The sequence below is a fragment of the Rhizobium sp. BK098 genome (genome assembly GCF_014193155.1).
GTDB lineage: Bacteria > Pseudomonadota > Alphaproteobacteria > Rhizobiales > Rhizobiaceae > Rhizobium.
Genome location: NZ_JACHYY010000002.1, coordinates 71,876 through 91,997 on the forward strand (window position 1 = coordinate 71,876; position 20,122 = coordinate 91,997).

The 20,122-nt window shown below is 59.1% G+C and carries 18 protein-coding genes; 10 read left to right on the top strand and 8 right to left on the bottom strand.

The annotated features are described in order from the left end of the window. Window positions 1-48 precede the first annotated feature (48 nt). Entirely contained in the window at window positions 49-3,846 is a 3,798-nt protein-coding gene (locus FHT73_RS05195) for a vitamin B12-dependent ribonucleotide reductase (RefSeq protein WP_112337440.1), read from the top strand. Between the two features lie 659 nt (window positions 3,847-4,505). Then, the gene (locus FHT73_RS05200; RefSeq protein ID WP_183710236.1) at window positions 4,506-4,895 is read left to right on the top strand and encodes a hypothetical protein; all 390 of its coding nucleotides are present in this window, start codon (window positions 4,506-4,508) and stop codon (window positions 4,893-4,895) included. Between the two features lie 130 nt (window positions 4,896-5,025). Here FHT73_RS05200 and FHT73_RS05205 read toward each other — a convergent pair whose 3' ends face one another. After that, window positions 5,026-5,271, bottom strand: coding sequence for a hypothetical protein (locus tag FHT73_RS05205; RefSeq protein WP_183710238.1), 246 nt, complete (start codon window positions 5,269-5,271; stop codon window positions 5,026-5,028). Here FHT73_RS05205 and FHT73_RS05210 point away from each other — a divergent pair, their 5' ends adjacent. Next, on the top strand, window positions 5,272-6,195 hold the full coding sequence (locus FHT73_RS05210) for an acyltransferase (protein ID WP_348648120.1): 924 nt from the start codon (window positions 5,272-5,274) through the stop codon (window positions 6,193-6,195). 90 nt (window positions 6,196-6,285) lie between these two features. Here FHT73_RS05210 and FHT73_RS05215 read toward each other — a convergent pair whose 3' ends face one another. Beyond that, complete coding sequence (locus tag FHT73_RS05215; RefSeq protein WP_246712062.1) at window positions 6,286-7,404, bottom strand: alpha/beta fold hydrolase; 1,119 nt, start codon at window positions 7,402-7,404, stop codon at window positions 6,286-6,288. A gap of 313 nt (window positions 7,405-7,717) precedes the next feature. Here FHT73_RS05215 and FHT73_RS05220 point away from each other — a divergent pair, with 313 nt between their 5' ends. Beyond that, a complete protein-coding gene (locus FHT73_RS05220) occupies window positions 7,718-9,340 on the top strand; it encodes an ABC-F family ATP-binding cassette domain-containing protein (RefSeq protein ID WP_112337445.1) in 1,623 nt (540 codons plus the stop codon). An 18-nt stretch (window positions 9,341-9,358) separates the two neighbouring features. On the opposite strand, the gene FHT73_RS05225 is transcribed toward FHT73_RS05220, so the two are convergent. Genes FHT73_RS05225 through FHT73_RS05240 form a run of 4 tightly spaced genes read right to left on the bottom strand, consistent with a single transcriptional unit; the run spans window position 9,359 to window position 13,542 of the window. Beyond that, on the bottom strand, window positions 9,359-10,372 hold the full coding sequence (locus tag FHT73_RS05225; protein ID WP_183711095.1) for an OmpA family protein: 1,014 nt from the start codon (window positions 10,370-10,372) through the stop codon (window positions 9,359-9,361). Further along, on the bottom strand, window positions 10,366-11,298 hold the full coding sequence (locus FHT73_RS05230) for a hypothetical protein (RefSeq protein WP_183710242.1): 933 nt from the start codon (window positions 11,296-11,298) through the stop codon (window positions 10,366-10,368). The genes FHT73_RS05225 and FHT73_RS05230 overlap by 7 nt, the downstream gene beginning before the upstream one ends. After that, a complete protein-coding gene (locus FHT73_RS05235; protein WP_183710244.1) occupies window positions 11,298-12,116 on the bottom strand; it encodes a hypothetical protein in 819 nt (272 codons plus the stop codon). Before FHT73_RS05235 ends, FHT73_RS05230 begins: the two co-directional genes overlap by 1 nt. After that, window positions 12,094-13,542 (bottom strand): hypothetical protein, encoded by a 1,449-nt coding sequence (locus FHT73_RS05240; RefSeq protein ID WP_183710246.1) that lies wholly within the window; start codon window positions 13,540-13,542, stop codon window positions 12,094-12,096. Before FHT73_RS05240 ends, FHT73_RS05235 begins: the two co-directional genes overlap by 23 nt. A 314-nt stretch (window positions 13,543-13,856) precedes the next feature. Between FHT73_RS05240 and FHT73_RS05245 the strand changes: the two genes are divergently transcribed. The 6 genes from FHT73_RS05245 (at window position 13,857) to FHT73_RS05270 (ending at window position 17,280) form a co-directional block, all read left to right on the top strand. Next, the gene (locus tag FHT73_RS05245) at window positions 13,857-14,873 is read left to right on the top strand and encodes a 2-dehydropantoate 2-reductase (RefSeq protein WP_183710248.1); all 1,017 of its coding nucleotides are present in this window, start codon (window positions 13,857-13,859) and stop codon (window positions 14,871-14,873) included. Between the two features lie 181 nt (window positions 14,874-15,054). Further along, a complete protein-coding gene (locus tag FHT73_RS05250) occupies window positions 15,055-15,282 on the top strand; it encodes a hypothetical protein (protein WP_183711139.1) in 228 nt (75 codons plus the stop codon). A gap of 12 nt (window positions 15,283-15,294) precedes the next feature. Beyond that, complete coding sequence (gene dapA, locus FHT73_RS05255) at window positions 15,295-16,236, top strand: 4-hydroxy-tetrahydrodipicolinate synthase (protein WP_183710250.1); 942 nt, start codon at window positions 15,295-15,297, stop codon at window positions 16,234-16,236. A 144-nt stretch (window positions 16,237-16,380) separates the two neighbouring features. Then, window positions 16,381-16,575: a hypothetical protein gene (locus tag FHT73_RS05260; protein WP_162708076.1), complete on the top strand. Its 195-nt coding sequence runs from the start codon at window positions 16,381-16,383 to the stop codon at window positions 16,573-16,575. A 32-nt stretch (window positions 16,576-16,607) separates the two neighbouring features. Further along, complete coding sequence (locus FHT73_RS05265; RefSeq protein WP_183710252.1) at window positions 16,608-16,877, top strand: hypothetical protein; 270 nt, start codon at window positions 16,608-16,610, stop codon at window positions 16,875-16,877. Window positions 16,878-16,971: 94 nt separating this feature from the next. Beyond that, window positions 16,972-17,280, top strand: coding sequence for a DUF1883 domain-containing protein (locus FHT73_RS05270; RefSeq protein WP_112337455.1), 309 nt, complete (start codon window positions 16,972-16,974; stop codon window positions 17,278-17,280). Between the two features lie 32 nt (window positions 17,281-17,312). Here the strand turns inward: FHT73_RS05270 and FHT73_RS05275 are convergent, their stop codons facing one another. Together FHT73_RS05275 and FHT73_RS05280 are read right to left on the bottom strand one after the other, a co-directional pair. Beyond that, window positions 17,313-18,629, bottom strand: a complete 1,317-nt coding sequence (locus FHT73_RS05275; protein ID WP_112337456.1) for a replication-associated recombination protein A — start codon at window positions 18,627-18,629, stop codon at window positions 17,313-17,315. Then, on the bottom strand, window positions 18,626-20,029 hold the full coding sequence (locus FHT73_RS05280; protein WP_112337457.1) for a DegQ family serine endoprotease: 1,404 nt from the start codon (window positions 20,027-20,029) through the stop codon (window positions 18,626-18,628). The genes FHT73_RS05275 and FHT73_RS05280 overlap by 4 nt, the downstream gene beginning before the upstream one ends. Window positions 20,030-20,122: the final 93 nt, after the last annotated feature.

The following is a 20,122-nucleotide window of genomic DNA, read 5'->3' on the forward strand; positions in this document are numbered from 1 at the left end:
CGCCCTGTTTTCATGCAGGCGCACACCAACGAATGAAGGATTGGGACCATGCGCATCGAACGTCGTTTTACGAAGGCCGGCCAGTCACCCTATGCGGACATCGAATTCCGCAAGGCGACGAGCGAGATCAAGAATCCTGACGGTTCGATCGTGTTCCGCCTAGAAAACATCGATGTACCCGCGCAGTTCTCGCAGGTCGCCGCCGACATTCTCGCGCAGAAGTATTTCCGCAAGGCCGGCGTGCCCGCCAAGTTGAAGAAGGTCGAGGAAAACGACGTTCCTTCCTTCCTGTGGCGTTCCGTGCCTGACGATGCCGCCATGAAGGATCTGCCCAAGGATCAGCAGAGCGGCTCGGAAACCGATGCGCGCCAGGTTTTCGATCGCCTCGCCGGCACCTGGACCTATTGGGGCTGGAAGGGCGGCTACTTCTCGTCGGAGGAAGACGCCTCTGCGTTCCAGGACGAGCTCGCCTATATGCTCGCCACGCAGCGCGTCGCACCGAACTCGCCGCAGTGGTTCAACACCGGCATGCACTGGGCCTATGGCATCGATGGCCCCGGCCAGGGCCACTATTATGTGGACCCGTTCACCGGCAAGCTCACCAAGTCCAAGTCGGCCTATGAGCATCCGCAGCCGCATGCCTGCTTCATCCAGTCCGTCGAAGACGATCTCGTCAATGAGGGCGGCATCATGGACCTTTGGGTTCGCGAAGCGCGCCTATTCAAATACGGTTCGGGCACTGGCTCCAACTTCTCGATGCTGCGTGCTGAGGGCGAAAAGCTCTCCGGCGGCGGCCGCTCCTCGGGCCTGATGAGCTTCCTGAAGATCGGCGACCGCGCTGCCGGCGCCATCAAGTCGGGCGGCACGACCCGCCGCGCCGCCAAGATGGTGGTCGTCGACATCGACCATCCGGATATCGAGGAATACATCAACTGGAAGGTCAAGGAAGAGCAGAAGGTTGCCGCCCTCGTCACCGGCTCCAAGATCGTCGCCAAGCACCTGAAGGCGATCATGAAGGCGACGGTCAATTGCGAAGGCGACAATGACGATTGCTTCGACCCGGCCAAGAACCCTGCCCTGAAGCGCGAGATCCGCGCTGCCAAGAAGGATCAGGTTCCGGAAAACTACGTCCAGCGCGTTATCCAGTTCGCCCGCCAGGGCTATACGGATCTCGAATTCAAGACCTACGACACGGACTGGGATTCGGAAGCCTATCTGACGGTATCCGGGCAGAACTCCAACAACTCGGTTTCGATCAAGGATGACTTCCTGCGCGCCGTCGAGAATGATGGCGACTGGAACCTGACCGCCCGCAAAGACGGCAAGGTCGTCAAGACGCTGAAGGCCCGCGACCTCTGGGAATCCATATCCTACGCCGCCTGGGCATCGGCCGATCCGGGCCTGCACTTCAACACGACGATGAACGACTGGCACACCAGCCCGGCTGCCGGGCCGATCCGCGCGTCCAACCCGTGCTCGGAATACATGTTCCTCGACGACACGGCCTGCAACCTCGCTTCGCTGAACCTGATGACCTTCAAGGATGCAGCGACGAAGCGCATCAACATTGCCGATTACGAACACGCCGTTCGCCTCTGGACCGTCGTTCTCGAAGTCTCCGTGATGATGGCGCAGTTCCCCTCGCGCCGTATCGCTGAACTCTCCTATGAATACCGCACGCTCGGCCTCGGCTACGCCAATATCGGCGGCCTGCTGATGTCGTCGGGCATTCCCTATGACTCGGACGAAGCCCGCGCCATCGCCGGCTCGCTGACCGCGATCATGACCGGTGTCGCCTATGCGACCTCGGCCGAAATGGCCTCCGAACTCGGAACCTTCCCGATGTTCAAGCCGAACCGCGAAAACATGCTGCGCGTCATCCGCAACCATCGCCGCGCCGCCTATGGCGAGACCTCGGGCTATGAGAACCTGTCGGTCAATCCGGTGGCGCTGATCCACTCCGACAATCCGGACCAGGATCTCGTCGCCCATGCCAAGGCTGCCTGGGATAAGGCGCTTGAACTCGGCGAAAAGCACGGCTACCGCAACGCCCAGGCAACCGTGATCGCGCCGACCGGCACGATCGGTCTCGTCATGGATTGCGACACGACCGGCATCGAGCCGGACTTCGCCCTGGTGAAGTTCAAGAAGCTCGCCGGCGGCGGCTACTTCAAGATCATCAACCGCGCCGTTCCGGAAGCGCTGCGGACGCTCGGCTATTCCGAAAGCCAGATCGCCGAGATCGAGGCCTATGCTGTCGGCCACGGCAACCTGAACCAGGCTCCGGCCATCAACCCGTCGACGTTGAAGGCCAAGGGCTTCACGGCTGAGAAGGTCGATGCCGTCAACGCCGCTCTCAAGAGCGCCTTCGACATCAAGTTCGTCTTCAACCAGTGGACGCTCGGCGCCGACTTCCTGAAGGGCACGCTGAAGGTTTCCGACGAGCAGATGGCCGACATGAGCTTCAACCTGCTCGACCATCTCGGCTTCTCCAAGAAGGACATCGAAGCCGCGAACATCCATGTCTGCGGTGCCATGACGCTGGAAGGCGCGCCGTTCCTGAAGAACGAGCATCTGGCTGTCTTCGATTGCGCCAATCCCTGCGGCAAGATCGGCAAGCGCTATCTCTCGGTCGAAAGCCACATCCGCATGATGGCGGCAGCGCAGCCCTTTATCTCGGGCGCAATCTCCAAGACGATCAACATGGCCAACGAAGCAACCGTCGAGGATTGCAAGAACGCCTACATGCTGTCCTGGAAGCTCGGCCTGAAGGCCAACGCGCTCTATCGCGACGGCTCCAAGCTCAGCCAGCCACTGAACGCCTCGCTGATCGAGGATGACAGCGACGAGGATGCGCTGGAGGAATTCCTGCAGGCTCCGGCAGCCGCACAGGCCGTCACCATCACGGAAAAGATCGTCGAGCGCGTCATCGAAAAGGTCATCCGCACGCAGGAAAAACTGCCGAGCCGCCGCAAGGGTTATACCCAGAAGGCCAAGATCGGCGGACACACGATCTTCCTGCGCACCGGCGAATATGACGACGGCCGTCTCGGCGAAATCTTCCTTGATATGAACAAGGAAGGCTCGGCTCTGCGTGCCTTCATCAACAACTTCGCAATCTCCGTCTCGCTCGGCCTGCAGTATGGCGTGCCGCTCGAAGAGTATGTCGATGCCTTCACCTTCACCAAGTTCGAGCCGGCTGGCATCGTGACTGGCAACGACGCAATCAAGAACGCGACATCGATCCTCGACTACGTGTTCCGCGAACTGGCGATCTCTTATCTCGGCCGCCACGATCTCGCCCATGTCGACACGTCCGACTTCAACAACACGGCGCTCGGCCGCGGCGTTTCCGAAGGCAAGGCCGATGTCGTCTCCAAGGGCCTGACCCGCGGCTACAAGCCGACGCTGGTTCAGACATCGGGCGAGCGTTCGGCAGACGCCAAGGGTTCGGCAACGGCTGCCCCTGCCCGCGCTGCCTCGCTCTCGACCGTAACCGCCTTTGCCGGCAACACGGTCCGCAAGCTGGAACCGGCAAGCTCCGTCGCAACCTCCGAAGTCGTCGCCTTCAAGCGCGATTATGAGGAGCGTGCGAAGGAACTGGCCGAAGAGATCGCGGAGGAAGTCATCTCCGAATCCGCGACAGGTCTCTTCAGCGACAACGCGGCAAGTGAAGCTGCCAATGCCAAGACGGAAGCCAAGAAGCTGGAATCCGAACGCCGCGCCCGCTCCATCATGCAGGGCTATACCGGCAACATGTGCACCGAGTGCCAGAACTTCACGATGGTCCGGAATGGAACTTGCGAGAAGTGCGACACTTGCGGCGCGACGAGCGGCTGCTCTTGATTGATACGGGAGGTGTATATTTGATGCGCCGCCCCGTTGAAAATCATAACTTGGTCTTAATTAACGGTGGGGGGCGAAAGCCCTCCGCATGGATTGAGGTTCCGCAAACAATCATATGTCCGTCGCCCGAAAACCATTCGGAGCCAACAACCTTCCGTATAGCTGGCGCTAACGTCAGAAAAGCCCTTGATGCCGGCAACAGACAGCCTTTGTTAGATCTGTGGTGTCTAGTCCACGGTCAAATACCGCCTGTTAATAACGCATTGACACGATGGGGAAATAGCGATGTGCCGGCCTCACTTTGTTCAATGAGTAGCGCACATGCATGTTTTCGTGGTATTAAAAGACCACTGGGAGATGACGATCAAGGTTATGATGTTTACGCTTATGTCACGAAACCTGGTGTACGTTTTAAATATGCACCGTCCATGGGATGCGTCATCGAGGCGGTGACGGTACCGTCGGACTTAGTTTGTGTCATATACGTAAGGATGGATTATCCTTATGGTCGCCACCACCCATCAGGCAAATCGACTCCGATGAGCCGCGGTATCGTCACTCATTGGGAAGTTGTTGAAGCCGACGAAAATGGCCTACTGCCCATTGACCACAAACAAAGATATCGCCGCCGTCTATGGTAGAGAAGCGGATACGTAGCGATGAAAATAGATTTGGTAGCTTCAAAGGACTACGAACCTGTGGCTATCTATTACGAGGACTCGGATAGCCTTGAGTATTTGCGTATGCCCTCTCCTACAATCTATAGGAGAATAGACCCGATCTTAACTCTAATTTTTTCGATGGAAGATCGTTCTCTTGTTGGTTTTAAGCTCAAGGGATTTAAGAATTTTTATATACGAAAACTTCGTAACCGGTTGGGCGTTAATTGCCCGGATTTCATCGAGCTAGTCGATGTTTTAAAAGAAGTTACGCAAACATTGGGCGAACAAGTGTTTGAAGAAAAACAAAAACACGCCTATCTATCAGCGCTAGAAATGGCTGCAGAAGATAAAGTACACGTTCGCGATTTTCCGCGTGTTCACGCATAAGCCCCGCCGCTATACCTTTCAGGGATAAAAATCGAATTTTACGCCTGAGGATATGCCATCCCGCGAAAGACGTGCCTGACTAAAGTCCCGACTTTGTCAGAGTGTTTCTGAAACCCAAAATTCCCGGATTTCAGCCGTGTAATTGCGGAATATCATCCATTTTGATTGAAATTGTTGCCACCAGCCATATCTGCCGTACTCCGAGCCATTTCGCATGAGTATCCGGCCTTTCGACGCATTCTATTGCTAAATCGGCCATCAGGGCATCGGCGATAGTAGTCCAGTCGCAGGAGGCACCATCCTGAAAACCGGCAACGATATCAAGAGCATCCAGTATCTGCGCGCCATCGCGGCGATCTCCGTCCTTTGCTTCCATGTGAGCGAAACATACGGCCTGAACTTCAAGATCGGGGCGGCGGGTGTCGATATATTCTTCGTCATCAGCGGCTTCATCATGTGGGTTACGACGGTTGGAAAACCGATCGGCCCGCAGGAATTCATGTGGCGCCGGATCATCAGGATCGTGCCGCTTTACTGGATTGCGACATTGGTAACATTCGCCGTGGCCGTGTTGAAACCGCAATTCTTCTTCGATACGAATTCGAGCGTCGGCAATCTGTTGGGCTCGTTGTTTTTCGTGCCTATCGTCAAGGATGAAGCGCTCCAACCCGTCGTCGAACAAGGCTGGACCCTATCCTATGAGATGTTCTTCTATCTTATCTTTTCGGTTTCATTGCTCCTGCCGGAGTTCCGTCGGCTATGGTTCCTGATCGTGATCCTGGGGGCCGTTGTCGTTGCACATTTCCTGCTGCCCTCTGGGTATGCCAGTATTTTTACGCAGCCGATCATTCTGGAATTCGCCGCTGGAATCGTCATCGGGCATCTGTGGAAGCAAGGATATCGGCTGCCCTTTCGCGTCGCCATAGGCTTGATGATCATCGGGGTCGTGCTGCTCGTCGCGAGTGACCCGCTGATCCATCTGGAACGCGCCGTGCGCTGGGGCATACCGGCAATGTTGCTACTATCGGGCGCCGTTTTCGCCGAGCGGGAACGAGGCGTGCCGCAGCTGGCATTCCTACATTTCCTGGGGGATGCCTCCTATTCCATCTACGTTTGGCACGTCCTGACGGGCATCCTGGTCACGGCGCTGCTTTTGCGCCTCGGGGTGCCGCACGATATGCAGCCTATGCCTATCGCATTGGGTTCGCTGGCCTTTGCCATCGTTTTCTACTTGGGCATCGAGCGTCCGATACAGCGAAAAATGCGATCGTCGCGCCCGCGGCCGGCCTATCGCAACTGAAGCATGAAAGTGGACGGTCGGATCACTCTGGACCCCAAAAGCCTCACCACCTGCATGTGATCGCGATGCGGATCGACCACTCTAGAAAACTTACGGCACCGCTCCGGATACTTTTGCAGTCGCATCGATAACCGGGCAGGATTGCGGCACCGGGCGATCGAACAGAACAGCAATGCCGCAATCCGATGTGAACATCGCTTCGTCATCATGTCCCACGCCCGGCACCTCGACGACCTTCTGATTGAGATCGGATGGATGCCTCTTTCTCATATAGTCGAAATAGGTCAGCCCGCGCGCGAGCCGATACGGTCCCTGCGCCATTGCTCCGCAGGAGCGATCGATGAAATGAGTGTAGGGATTCGTGTCCGCCTGCCCCAGCAGATAGACGACATTGCGCGCGGCATATCTGTTTTCGAGGAGTTTCGGATCCTGTGTGGACACGTAAGGCGGTGCGCCGGTCAGACCATATCGCCATTGCGTCGCCTTTGGGCACGATGCCAACCCTGCCTGCTGATCTTGCAAGGCCGGTCGTTCGTTGTCGAAATATAGATAGCTCGAAGGATTGGCGACGAGGTAGCGGACGGAGATGCCGGCGCTCGTCAAATCTTCGATCTCTCTTGCGGCCACGGCATAACGCTGGACCAATTGCGCTCCTGCCGAATGTCCCATCACCACGATGGTCTTCAGAGACGGATACAACCGACGATCGGCGAAATGCTTGAGCAGGGCATCAAGCGCGGCAAAAGAACTGATCGGCGCCGGCTGGCGCGCGGCTTCACCGCCTTTCCAGCCATTCTGCGTCCAGGCGAGCGTCTGCGCATTTAGTGAGAACGCGTCCACGTCAGGCCCTATCAGGAATTGCGGTGCGACCACCATCGTACCGTCGGCGAGATCCCCCGCCTTCGCGAGCAGCTCCTCTCCAGCGGCGTAATAGGCATCTGCATTTCGCAGCGTGCCATGAATTATGATCAACACCTTCGTCACATCGGGCGATGCCGCTTCGATCGCATGATCCGCGTAGATGGGCAGCTCCCCTTTGCCATCAGGCGTGTCGAGGAGCAGGCGTTGATCCGCGATCTCCTTGACTGGTTCGTTGAGCCGCGCGTGTTGGGAGGCCGCATTGGCCGACTGGCCTTCGCCTGACATGCCGATGGCGATCAGCGCTGCGATCGTCAGTCGGGCGCAAACCCGGGCCTGAGTGCTTCTCATAATCTTCATCTGTAAAACTCGGCTGAGACGGATGACAATGATTATAGCGACTTCCAACCACGCGGAAGACAGCCGGCGATCCGATCAAGCGCCTATCCTGCTGCTGGAAGCCATGCTGCTTGAACGAACGCGAGGGCAGAATCCGTCGCCCAGCGAAAGTTTCTCTCCCGTATGGCAAATAGGCGGACCGGAAATTGTCGTCCTTGAACGTCAGTTCGCTATCGATCTCACATCTCCGCCCGAAAAGCTGCGACAGAACGCCCGACCCGTGGCATAAGGCCCCCGAAAAACTTTCTTCGGGCCTCGCGTAACCATGATTCGTATCGAGAATATCAGCAAGCAGAACAGCCACCGCATCCTCTTCATCGAGGCATCCGCTGCCCTCAACAGAGGCGAGAGCGTCGGTCTCGTAGGGCCGAACGGCGCCGGCAAGACGACGCTTTTCCGGATGATTACCGGACAGGAGCAGCCCGACGAGGGGCAGGTTTCCGTCGATAAGGGCGTCACCATCGGCTACTTCAATCAGGATGTCGGCGAGATGGAGGGGCGCAGTGCCGTCGCGGAAGTGATGGAAGGTGCCGGTCCCGTCAGCGCCGTTGCCGCCGAACTTCGCGAACTCGAAGCAGCGATGAGCGATCCGGACCAGGCCGACAGGATGGATGAGATCATCGAGCGCTATGGCGAGGTGCAGGCACGCTATGAAGAACTGGACGGCTATGCGCTCGAAGGCCGCGCTCGCGAAGTGCTGGCGGGCCTGAGCTTCAGCCAGGAGATGATGGACGGCGATGTCGGCGCGCTGTCTGGCGGCTGGAAGATGCGTGTGGCACTGGCCCGCATCCTCTTGATGCGTCCCGACGTCATGCTGCTCGACGAACCGAGCAACCATCTGGATCTTGAGAGCCTGATCTGGCTCGAGTCCTTCCTGAAGGGTTATGAAGGCGCGCTGCTGATGACCTCGCACGACCGCGAGTTCATGAACCGCATCGTCACCAAGATCATCGAAATCGACGCAGGTAATCTCACCAGCTATTCGGGCGACTATGAATTCTACGAGCAGCAGCGCGCTCAGAACGAAAAGCAGCAGCAGGCGCAGTTCGAGCGCCAGCAGGCGATGCTTGCCAAGGAAATCAAGTTCATCGAGCGCTTCAAGGCGCGCGCATCGCATGCTTCGCAGGTGCAGAGCCGCGTGAAGAAGCTGGAAAAGATCGATCGCGTCGAGCCGCCGAAGCGCCGCCAGACCGTTGCGTTCGAATTCCAGCCGGCGCCGCGCTCGGGTGAAGACGTGGCCGTGCTGAAGAACGTTCACAAGAAGTATGGCAGCCGCACCATCTATGAAGGGCTTGATTTCATGGTACGCCGGCGCGAGCGCTGGTGCATCATGGGCATCAACGGTGCCGGCAAATCCACGCTTCTGAAGCTGGTTGCCGGCTCGGCACAGCCGGATGAAGGCAGCGTGGCGCTCGGCGCCAGCGTGAAGATGGGCTATTTCGCTCAGCACGCCATGGACCTGCTGGATGGAGAGCGCACCGTATTTCAGCAGCTCGAACATGATTTTCCGCAGGCAGGCCAAGGCTCCCTGAGAGCCCTTGCCGGCTGCTTCGGCTTCTCTGGCGACGATGTCGAAAAGAAGTGCCGCGTATTGTCGGGCGGCGAGAAGGCGCGGCTTGTCATGGCGATCATGCTTTTCGATCCGCCGAACCTTTTGGTGCTCGACGAGCCGACCAACCATCTCGATCTCGATACCAAGGAAATGCTGATCGAGGCGCTGTCGCAATATGAAGGCACTATGCTGTTCGTCTCGCACGACCGGCATTTCCTGGCAGCGCTCTCCAATCGCGTTCTGGAGCTGACACCGGAAGGCATCCACCAATATGCCGGCGGTTACACCGAGTACGTGGAGCGCACCGGCTATGAGGCACCCGGCCTCAGAAGCTGATGACAAGCCGAACCAGCACTATTGCGTGTTCGTTGAGGGCGCGGCACCGGCATTGATGACGGCAACGGGGGCCGTCCTGCCCCGCACACGGATTTCGATGCGGCGTCGTGCCTCGACGGCGCCGCGCTGGCCCGAAGTGACGGTATCGCCGGGCAGGATCAGTTGCGCGGCGGACATCGGCAGGATCGTGGCATCCTTCAGCTTCGAATTGGCCTTCAGCACATTGGCGACGGCAATGGCGCGGGCAAGGCCGAGACCGGCATTATCAGCGGGCAGCAAAGCCGATACCGGCAGCTTGCCATCCATGGCACTGATGATCGTATCGTCGAGATTGGATTTTTCGCGCGCCACCGGCTGCTCGTCGGTGTGGCCGATCACCTCGACGATATTGGCGCCGTAGAGGCTCAGGTTGCTGGCGATTTCATCTGTAATCGTCGTGCTGAGCAACTGTGCGAAAGTGCCTGTGAGCTCGGCGCTTCCGGATTGGAAATAGTTCTTCTTGGCATCGTCGAGATTGATGATGGGCGGCCAGTCGTGCATGCCGTTCCCGCCGCCATTGCTGGCCAGAAGCTTATTGACCGCATCGGGGGCCGTCGCGAGCGAGATGCCATGTTCCCTCAGAACGGCTGCAACCTTGGACAGCGATTGCAGATCGGCCGGTGTCGCGCCCTGATCCGCCATGCTGTCGAGTGTCTGCTTCGCCAGCACCAGCTCTCGCCATTGCTTGTCCACCACGGCCTTGTCGGCAGCGGAGAGATCGCCGGAGACAACCTTGGACTGGAGAAGCACGATCTCGGCCGCCTGCTCCGCCCGCTTCTTCTCCAGCACTGCGACCTGTTGCTCGACTTTCTCAAGCTTCCGCTCGACCTCGTAGCGCTTGTTTCTCTCCGCGGAAATCATGGCGGCGGCCACGAGCAGCAGGCAGAAGACCAGAAGCAGCATGGATTCGGCCATCGTCAGGCCAAGGATGAGGCCACGATTATAGCCCCTGTGCTCCAGTTTCGGCGCGTTGTCCGAGCCTCCAGCTACCATAGATGCCACCAGCGTTTTCGCTGCACGACTTCGGGCTCAGCAGCGATATCGCCATCGGGCCTCGGCAGCGGCGTTTGCCCCATCGCTTCGGCCACGCGACCGAGCGCCAGCTCGATATTGCGCAATGGCTGCAATTGCGCCTCCGACATCTCCCTGATGGCGGCGATCGCCGGTGCCAGCTCAGCGCGCACGACATCCTCCGGCGCGCGGATCTCGTCGAGCTTCTTGCCAACATTCTCGACGGCGGCGCCGAACGTGCCGATGATCTCGGACAGCTGCGAGGTCGTCGCCGTCAGCTGCGCGGCGGCATCGTTGATCGGCGTCACGGCCTGCTTCGCCAGCATTTCCAGGATCTTGTTGATCTCCTGGCCATTGCGCTCGGCCTGCCGCGCGATCTCCTCGAACCCTTCGGAGAGCATCTGGTTGCTGACGCGCCGGTAATGCGAGAATTCACGCGACGAGGAATCGAGTTCGGTGCGCACGCGCCGCGTCATCTCGGCAAGCTCATGGCGCACGCTGCGCTCGATGTCGATCGGATCTCGCCGCATCTGGTTGAAGAGAATGCGCAGCGTCACGCCGGCAATGGTCGAGGTGACGGCAATGCCGAAATTGCGGACGATGGTCTCGATCGATGTTTCGCCAGCAAAGAGATAGAGCGATACGCCAAGGCTCGAGAGGGTGAAGAGAAAACCCATGTAATAGAGGTTGTCGCCCGCCTGCTCATTGTGCAGCCGGAACCCGGCAACGGCGAGCGACACGATAAAGTAGACCCCCATCAGCGCGAGCGGCACGCCGGTCACGATGGGCAGCGACCAACCCATGAGCTTCGACGACCAGATGAAGATCATGCCGCCGACGGTGATGGAGGCGAAAAGCACCATCGGCCCATAATCCCGGATGAGATATCTGGCGTCGGTATTGGCCATCAGCGTATCCCCTCCAGCCGCACGAAGCCGCCAAAATCACCCTTGTTGTTCTTGATCCACTGCGCCCAGAAGTTCGCAAGTTCCTCCATGCTGAACTTCATGTTGGGCCTTTGAAAGGCGAGAATCTTGACCGTGACACCACTCAGTGACGTGCGAAAGCGGTCGCTCGCAGGGCTGTTCTGGTATTTCTGATAGGAGACGCCATCCTTGTAATTAGAGAAGGCGGCGGTGTGCTCGATCATGTCAGAGGCGATGTAGAGGCGCTTCGGCAAGCCTGCCGGCGCGTTGGCAAAGGCCTCCAGATTGATTTTCTGGATGGCTGCCATGATCGGCGACAGCCTGCCGGACTCGCCCGCGGTCAGCTTGCCGGCGATATCGGCGAGCGGCTTCTGGAAGCCCTTCTCCCACCGCGCCTGCGCCAGACGCGGATTGCTGGTCCACTCGTCGACATTCGCGCCGCTTCCAGGATTGCAGCCATGGAAGGTCTGGATCAGCTCCCCTTCCTTCTCAGTGAGCGCATAGATATCGATCGCGCCGCCGATTGGCACATCCGCAACGATCTTCTGGAACTGGTTGCGCAGATCGAGCGCCGTCGCATCGGCGATCGGATCTGTAACATCGAGGAGGATGGCCGTTTCCGCTTTCGGGCCATCAATCGGGCAGAGAGACGCCTGGTCGACGGCGACATTGCCGCTTGCCTTGTAGCGCAGCCAGCCATAGGCGCCGACGATCCCGAGGGACAGGACGGCGAGACAAACCGTTGCGATGATGAGACCGGCGGATCCGCCGCGCCGGCTACGCCGCTTGCGTCGCGCCAAGGATGCTCTCCGGGAAAAGATTGTCGAGCTGATGGTATTTCTCGATGGCGCGCTCGAATTCGTCGCCGATCCGCTTGATCTGCTCCGACAATTCCGCCTGGGCGCTCTGGATGCGTGCGCCGAGTACCTTGTCGTCCCATTCTTCTTCGGTGCGAATGACAGGTGCCAGGCGCTCCATCTTGTAAGCGGTTTTGAAATAGGGTGGCTCTGCCTCGATTCGCGCAGCCCGGTTCGCATCGCGATAGGAGGTGAGCAGCACATTGGCGGCGCGCTCAAGATGGTTCTGGTGTTCTGCAAAGAGGCCTGCGGTCCTGGCGCGATGGGAGATGATGGCAGCCGTTTCCTGCCGGCGCAGCGAGAGGTCGCGGATGATCTCCTCGATCTTGCTGTTGTGCTCGTCGCGGATCTCGCGGAGATCTTCGATCAGATCAAGCTTGCGGTCGATATAATTGTCCCTCGCGGCATCGAGACGTTTCTGCACGCCGGCAAAACCCGGATAAGGGTCCGTCAGATAACAGCCGTCGATGAAGGCGACGAGCGAGAACATCAGACCGATGGCAAAGAGCATCCAGGAGTTCAGCTCCTGCAACCCGAGCGGTGCGGTCTTGAGCCGCTGGATCACCTCGGCACCGGCTCCGCTCAGGATCGTCGCGGAGACCTCGCGATAATGCGCCAGCGCAATGTTGATCCCGAGGGCCACGGCGACATAGGCGACAAGCCCTAGCAGGCCGAGCAGCTTCAGCGCATAGGAGCGATGCACCAGAAAACGCACGCAGAAGAAAGAAAACATCAGCGCTGTGCCGATGTTCAGGAAGGCGAAGGCGGCCGCCTCGGTTACACCACCGACGAGACCCTGCTCGCTTCCCTTGGCCAGAAAGCTGCCGTTCATCACCATTTCGATGAGCACGAGGAAGACGATCAGCGAGACCTTGAAGCCCCATGCCGCACGGCTGGAAACCTTGGCGGCCCGCTGCAGCTTGTGCGTGGCCTTGAAGCCCACCATCTCGTCCTCGGCCGTCTTCAGCTTGCGGCGCAGGCCGTGAAGCTCGTCGACGCCGCTTGCCACTTCCGCCTTGAAATCCGAGACGCTTGACGCGTTCGCCTGGCGGATCAGCCCGAACTGCCCCTCGAAATCGAGGTTACGCAAGCGGCTGTCGAAGGTCTGGAACTGGTCTTCAAGGATCTGGTAGGAGCTTTTCTTCTCCGCCTCGACCCAGGAGACGATGCGCTGCTCCGTCTCGTCATGCGATTGCGCATCCGGCGGCGGCCGGTTCTGACGCCCGGCTGCGGCTCCCTTTTCCTTCAGGTCGAGGGTCGCACCTAGCTTTTCGATATCGACGACGGGAAAAACATCCGTCGACGCACGGAAATCATGGCTGGTCTCTCGAACGCTATCCCAGAGACGGTTGAGGGCTTCGAAACGCAACGATCTTCCCCGGCGAATTCATCAACTTAGAAAGGACAATTGAGAGATCGATATCGCACCGGTTGTCCGCGGTCCAGAGCGATGTGACAGAGGTTAGGATGTGATTGTGGTAAAGACTAGCCCAAGCCTACGCCGAATAAAAAAGCCTCTTATTCAAGCCGCACAAGCATGGTGAAATTGCGAGAGACCCGTAGTGTGTCGAAAGGCTACGTAATTTTCAGTTTCAACTGCCGGCAATCGGATAAACCACTCGCCAAATTACGGTCCCGCCATATCTTGGCAGGGGCATGCGACTTCGTTCGGAGCATCAAGTCATGACGTCCTCTCCCATCAAGAACATCTGTGTCTACGGCGCCGGCGCGCTCGGTGGTGCGATCGCGGCCAAGCTCGCCTCCTCCAAAGAAAGCCAGACCAAGATTTCCGTCGTGGCGCGTGGAGCCCATCTGGAGGCTATTCGCGCTGACGGCATAAGCCTGTGGGAAGCGGATGCGGACAGTCCTATCGTTGCGCAGATGACAGCAACCTCGGATTCAGGCGAGTTGCCGCCACAGGATCTCGTCATCACCGGCCTCAAAGGTCATCAGCTTGGCGCAGCCGCTCCGGGCATTGCGAAATTGCTGCATTCCGGTACGCGCGTCGTCATGATCCTCAACGGCGTACCATGGTGGTATTTTCACCGGGATAGCCAGAGCGGTTACGCCGAACACCAGATAGAAGAGCTCGACCCGAACGGCGATCTCTGGCGTCTGATCGGGCCGGAGCGCGTCATCGGCTGCGTCGCCTATCAGGGAGCGGAAGTCGTCGCACCCGGCGAGGTCAAGCTCGCCAACAACGGACATTTCATCCTTGGTGAACCTTCGGGGGAGACGACGGGCGATATCGAAGCCATTGCTGCGCTGCTGCAGCGGGCCGGCGTCAATGTTTCGATTTCCTCGCGCATTCGCGACGATATCTGGAGCAAGCTCATGGGCAACGCCGCCTTCAATCCGATCAGCGCGCTCACCCGCGGATTGATGTCCGATATCATGGAAGACCCGGCACTAGCCGCCATGGTTGGTCAGGTGATGAGCGAGGTAAAAGCCGTTGCCGAGGCTTTGGGATCGCACATTGCCATGTCCGTGGAGGAACGTCTTGAGCGTTCCCGTCAGATCGGACCCGTCCGCACCTCGATGCTGCAGGATCTACTTGCCGGCAAGGCGCTGGAAATCACGCCTCTCGTGGGCGTCGTCGTCTCGCTCGGAAAGCTCGTGAATATACCGACGCCGGTCTCGGCGACCATCCTGGCGCTGGTGACGCAGCTCGACCGCAAGAACCAGCAAGGCGCCGAGTAGGCGGCGGTCGACTACACCAGACAGCTTTTCGATCCTCCGGCAGCGGTCCACGGGCCAGTTTCCGGAGGAACTCCGGGCATGTCGGTTCTTTATATTTCACTTACTTCTTCGTCTTTGGCCGTGAATGGATTTCCTATGGGACCCGGCTCTACACTTGCGGTGGAATATGGAGATAGATCCCATGCTCGACACGCACGCACCCAATCTCACGGAATCCATCCGTGTTCTCGTTCATAACAGTGACGAGAAGCATCATCGCATTCCGGCATCGGCTGAAACAACGAAGAGACCGCATAAGAACCAGCCTCGCTCGCGCCAGGTTCGGGAAAAGCGCACCTTTCAGGCCATGCTCGCCTTCGGCCTGCTGCTCGGCGCCCTCGAGCTTTTCATCGTGCTGCATTATCTCTGAGATTTCACAGACATGAGTAGACCGACTTTTCGAAGGCGTGTCGGCGGTGCGATCACCGCCCTCGTCGCGCCTTTTCGCGACGGCGTTTTCGATGGCGTCGATATGATGGCTCATATCGAGTGGCAGCTGCTAAGCGGGATCGATGGGCTTCTCGTCTGTTCGCTGACCGGCGAAGGCCCGACGCTGACCGAGGCCGAACGCGTGAGAGCCATCGAGATATGTGTCGAGCTTTCCGAAGACAAGGTGCCGGTCATCGTCGCGACCGGAACCAACGACACGAAGACGACGCTGGAGGAAACGATACAGGCACAGCGCCTTGGCGCGGATGCGGCCTTCGTGACGGTGCCCTATTATTCCAAGCCGACGCAAAAAGGGATCATCCACCATTTCGAGCAGCTGGCGGCGCGGACCGAACTGCCGATCATCATCCACAATCAGCCATCGCATACCGCCGTCGACCTCGCTCCGACAACGGTCGCGCGGCTTGCCGAAATTCGAGGGATTATCGGGATCGCCGACGACGGCTGCTATATCTCGCGCGTCGACCTCTGGCGGCCCTTCCTGCCGGAGCGGTTCGGCCTGTTCACATCCAACGACGCCAATGCGCTCGGCTTCACGGCTGCGGGCGGTCATGGATGCTTCTCCAGTGCGGCCAATATCGTCCCACGCCTCTTTCGATCCATGCAGCATGCGGCCGCGTGCGGCAACATCAGCGCTGCCCGATCCATCGACGAGCGCCTGCAGCCATTGTTCAACGCACTCGCCCGCGAGAGTGAGCCGGCGACGATCAAGCATGCCTTGTCACTAGCCAGAGATATCGAAGCGGAAGTTCGCCTGCCATTGGTCGGCGTCGGCACTGAGACAGCCGCGGCCATCCAGGCGGCAGTTGCTTCGTTTCAGCTTGATGGCAGCGGCCGGTTTGCCTCGCGCCATACCTATCGCCGGGGATTGTGAAATCGCTTCATCCCTATGAGATTTTTATATTTTTGCCGTTTCAGGCAAATGGAAAACCTAGCAGCCCCCTCATAGATTCAACAGCGTAGCACTGGAAATGGTCTTATCGGACCCGTAGTGCTGGTGACACTGAAAGGAACCATGATGTCACGCTACAGGCAAGTCGGCCTATCCGCCGACCCTCTCCAACGCCCTCGCGCCGTCGCGTTTGCGCGCGACGAGCGTCACTTCTCTTCGGACGCATTGCTGGACGGAATTCGCTCCGTCGCTCCGCGCCTCGGACTTGTCCTCCTGGTCGCCGCCGCCCTGCAAATGGGGCTGCATCTGACCGGACACTGAGTGAAATCGAAGAGATCCAAGAGGAAATAGCAATGGCAAACGCACAACATCTTCAACGTCGCTCGGCCCGCAGCCCGCTCGCTCCGGCGCCGGCGCGTTTCATCATCGGTCGTGACCGCCGCGGCAGCTGGATCGTTCAGGACCGGCAAGGCCTCGTTGGCGGTCTGTTCCGCAATGAAGCGGCGGCCCTCCACTTCGCCGCCGAGGAATGTAACCACAATCCGGCCGACATCTGCCTGGCACCCGAAGGCGCCATCCTCGATCTGGATGGCTTTACCCTCGCCCCGTCAAACCTGCATTGAACTTGCCCTTGGCAGGCTTCGACAATATCCTGCCGAACGCTTCCTTAACCGCCCCAAGGTAAGCTTTCGCCAGATATCCATAGAACAGAAGACAATGTCGAAGCCTGCCTTCCGCTATAGCCACTACGATCTCGGAGAACAGCGCGCCGGAACGGTGATCGAAATCACGCTCTCGGCCATTGCCAATGTCAGGCTGATGAACGGCTCGAATTTCGAGCGCTTCACCGAAACGCTGAAGCATCAGTTTCTCGGCGGCGTTGCCAAGAAATCGCCGATACGGCTGGTCATTCCGGAGGCTGGCCATTGGCATCTGGTGGTCGATATGGAAGGTCATAAGAGCCTGGCGGAATCGAGCGTCAAAATGGTGGACAGGGTAACCGTTCCACGCATGCAAAAAGCATAGCGGCAATCCGTCACCGCCAGGTGATATATGGACTAGCGCTCGCCACGCTCCTTGCGCAGCTTCGCCCACCAATCCAGCCGCTTGCGGATTTCGCGCTCGAAACCACGCTCCGGCGGATCGTAGAAGGTCTGGCGACCCATCTTTTCCGGGAAATAATTCTGGCCTGAAAAAGCGTCCGGCTCGTCGTGATCGTAGCGATAGCCGTCGCCATAGCCTTCCGTGCGCATCAGCTTCGTGGGCGCGTTCAGGATGTGTTTCGGCGGCAGCAGCGAGCCATTCTGCTTGGCGGCCTGGGTCGCCGCCTTGAAGGCCGTGTAGACGGCATTGGATTTCGGGGCGGTGGCGAGATAGACGCAGGCCTGCGCCAACGCCAATTCACCCTCAGGCGACCCGAGATAATCATAGGCATCCTTGGCAGCATTGCAGATAACCAGAGCCTGCGGATCGGCAAGCCCGATATCCTCCACCGCCATGCGCACCAGCCGGCGTCCGAGATAAAGCGGATCCTCGCCGGCATCGAACATGCGGGCGAGATAATAGAGCGCGGCGTCCGGGTCGGAGCCACGAACCGATTTATGCAGCGCAGAAATCAGATTGTAATGCCCATCCTGCGCCTTGTCATAGACCGGAGCGCGGCGCTGGACGATCTTGACCAGCATATCGGGATCGAAAAGCTCGTCCTTGCGCGCGGCACGCCAGACCTCTTCCGCCAGCGTCAGCACCGAGCGGCCATCACCATCCGCCATGCGGATCAGGCTGGCACGGGCATCCTCCGTCAACGGCAGCGGCTTGCCCTCCACGGTCTCGGCCCGGCGCAGCAGCTCTTCCAGACTTTCCTCGTCGTGCGAATGGAAGGTCAGGACACGGGCGCGGGATAAAAGAGCGGCGTTGAGTTCGAAGGATGGATTTTCGGTCGTCGCTCCCACAAGAATGACTGTACCGTCCTCCATCACAGGCAGGAAGCTATCCTGCTGCGCGCGATTGAAGCGATGTATCTCGTCGACGAACAGCAGGGTCTGGCGGCCATCCATGCGGCGCAGACGCGCCGCCTCGAACACCTTCTTCAGATCGGCCACGCCGGAGAAGATTGCCGAAATCTGTTCGAAGGCGAGGCCCGCCTCGCCCGAAAGCAGCCTTGCAACGGTCGTCTTGCCGGTGCCGGGCGGTCCCCAGAAGATCATCGATCCAAGCGAACCCGCCTCGATCATCCGACGCAATACACCATCCTCGCCGGTCAGATGTTCCTGACCGGTGACTTCGGCCAGTGTTTGCGGCCGCAGGCGATCGGCGAGAGGCCGCTTGTTGGCGACCTCCTCCGGTATCCGCGGTGCAAACAGATCATCGCTCATCGGAAGAACTGCCTGATACGCTGGCCGTCACGCTCGATCTCGACGCGCCAGAAGCTGGGGTTTGACGTGACGGTCTTCTGAAGGATTTCCGTGGTGTTGATCGCGACGCCATTGATGGAGATGACGATATCGCGGGCGGCAAAACCAAGCCGGTCAGCCGGCGAGTTCTGCTTCAGGCTTTCGATGACGACGCCGGTGGAATCCGGCGGCATATGCAGATCGTCGGCAACGCGCGGCGAGAGATTGGCAACAGTCGCGCCGGAGAAAGGATTGTTGCCGTCGATCACCCGCTCGTCGCGCGGTGTCGATTCGGGCGCTGCGGCCAGCGTCATCGTGGCCTGATGTTCCTTTCCGTTATCCAGCACCGTCAATGCCACCGTCGCGCCGAGACCGGCCGTCGTCAGGCGATAGCCGAGCGCATCGGGATGCTCGATTGAGATATTGTTCAGGGCTGTGATCACTTCGCCGGGCTTGAGGCCGGCCTTGGCCGCAGGCCCGCCATCGACCACCTTCGTTACCAACGCACCGCGCACCTTGTCGAGGCCGAGTGCTTCGGCGACGTCCGATGTCACCGGCTCGAAGGAGGCGCCGATATAGGGGCGCTCGAAGGCTTTGTCGCCGCGATCGGCAGCGGCAAGGAAAACCTTGACCAGATTTGCGGGGATGGCAAAGCCGATACCGTTTGAGCCGCCGCCCTGGGAGAAGATCGCCGTATTCAGCCCGATCAGCTCGCCGGTCATGTTGACGAGCGCACCGCCCGAATTGCCAGGGTTGATCGAGGCATCGGTCTGGATGAAGAAGCCGACCTCGTTCTTGACCTGGTTACGGGCAAGCGCCGAGACGATACCGCTCGTGACCGTCTGGCCCACGCCGAAGGGATTGCCGATCGCAAGCACGAGGTCGCCCACTTCGATGCCGTCGGAATTGCCGAGCGGCAGAACCGGGAAGCTCTCGTTCTTCGACTGGATCTTCAAGACGGCGAGATCGACGCGATCGTCCTTCAGGACGACCTTGCAGGGAAATTCGCGGCCGTCCGAAAGCGCGATCTTGATATCGTCAGCACCGTCGACGACGTGGTTGTTGGTGATGACGGTGCCATTCGCCTCCACGATGACACCCGAGCCAAGTGAAGACTGCTTCTCGGTGCGATTCGGCATGCGCTGACCGAAAAACTGCTCGAAGAAGGGATCGCCGGCGAAGGGCGACTGACGCTGCACCACACGCTCGGCATAGACATTCACTACGGCGCCGGAGGTCTGCTTGACCAGCGGAGCGAAGGAAAGCTGCATCTGCGTCTGGCTTTGCGGCAGCGTCTTTGCCGTTTGAGCCTCAGCGGAAAGCGGCATCGCCATGACGAGGGCAATCATCGAAACGGCAGTGCGCTTCAGGAATACATGCATAGAAATTTCCCTTTTTAATTCTCTTTAAACAACGTTGTAGCGCCCGACGCTAGAAAGAAAAGAGGGCGGAACCATGAAGCATAAATGGAAGCT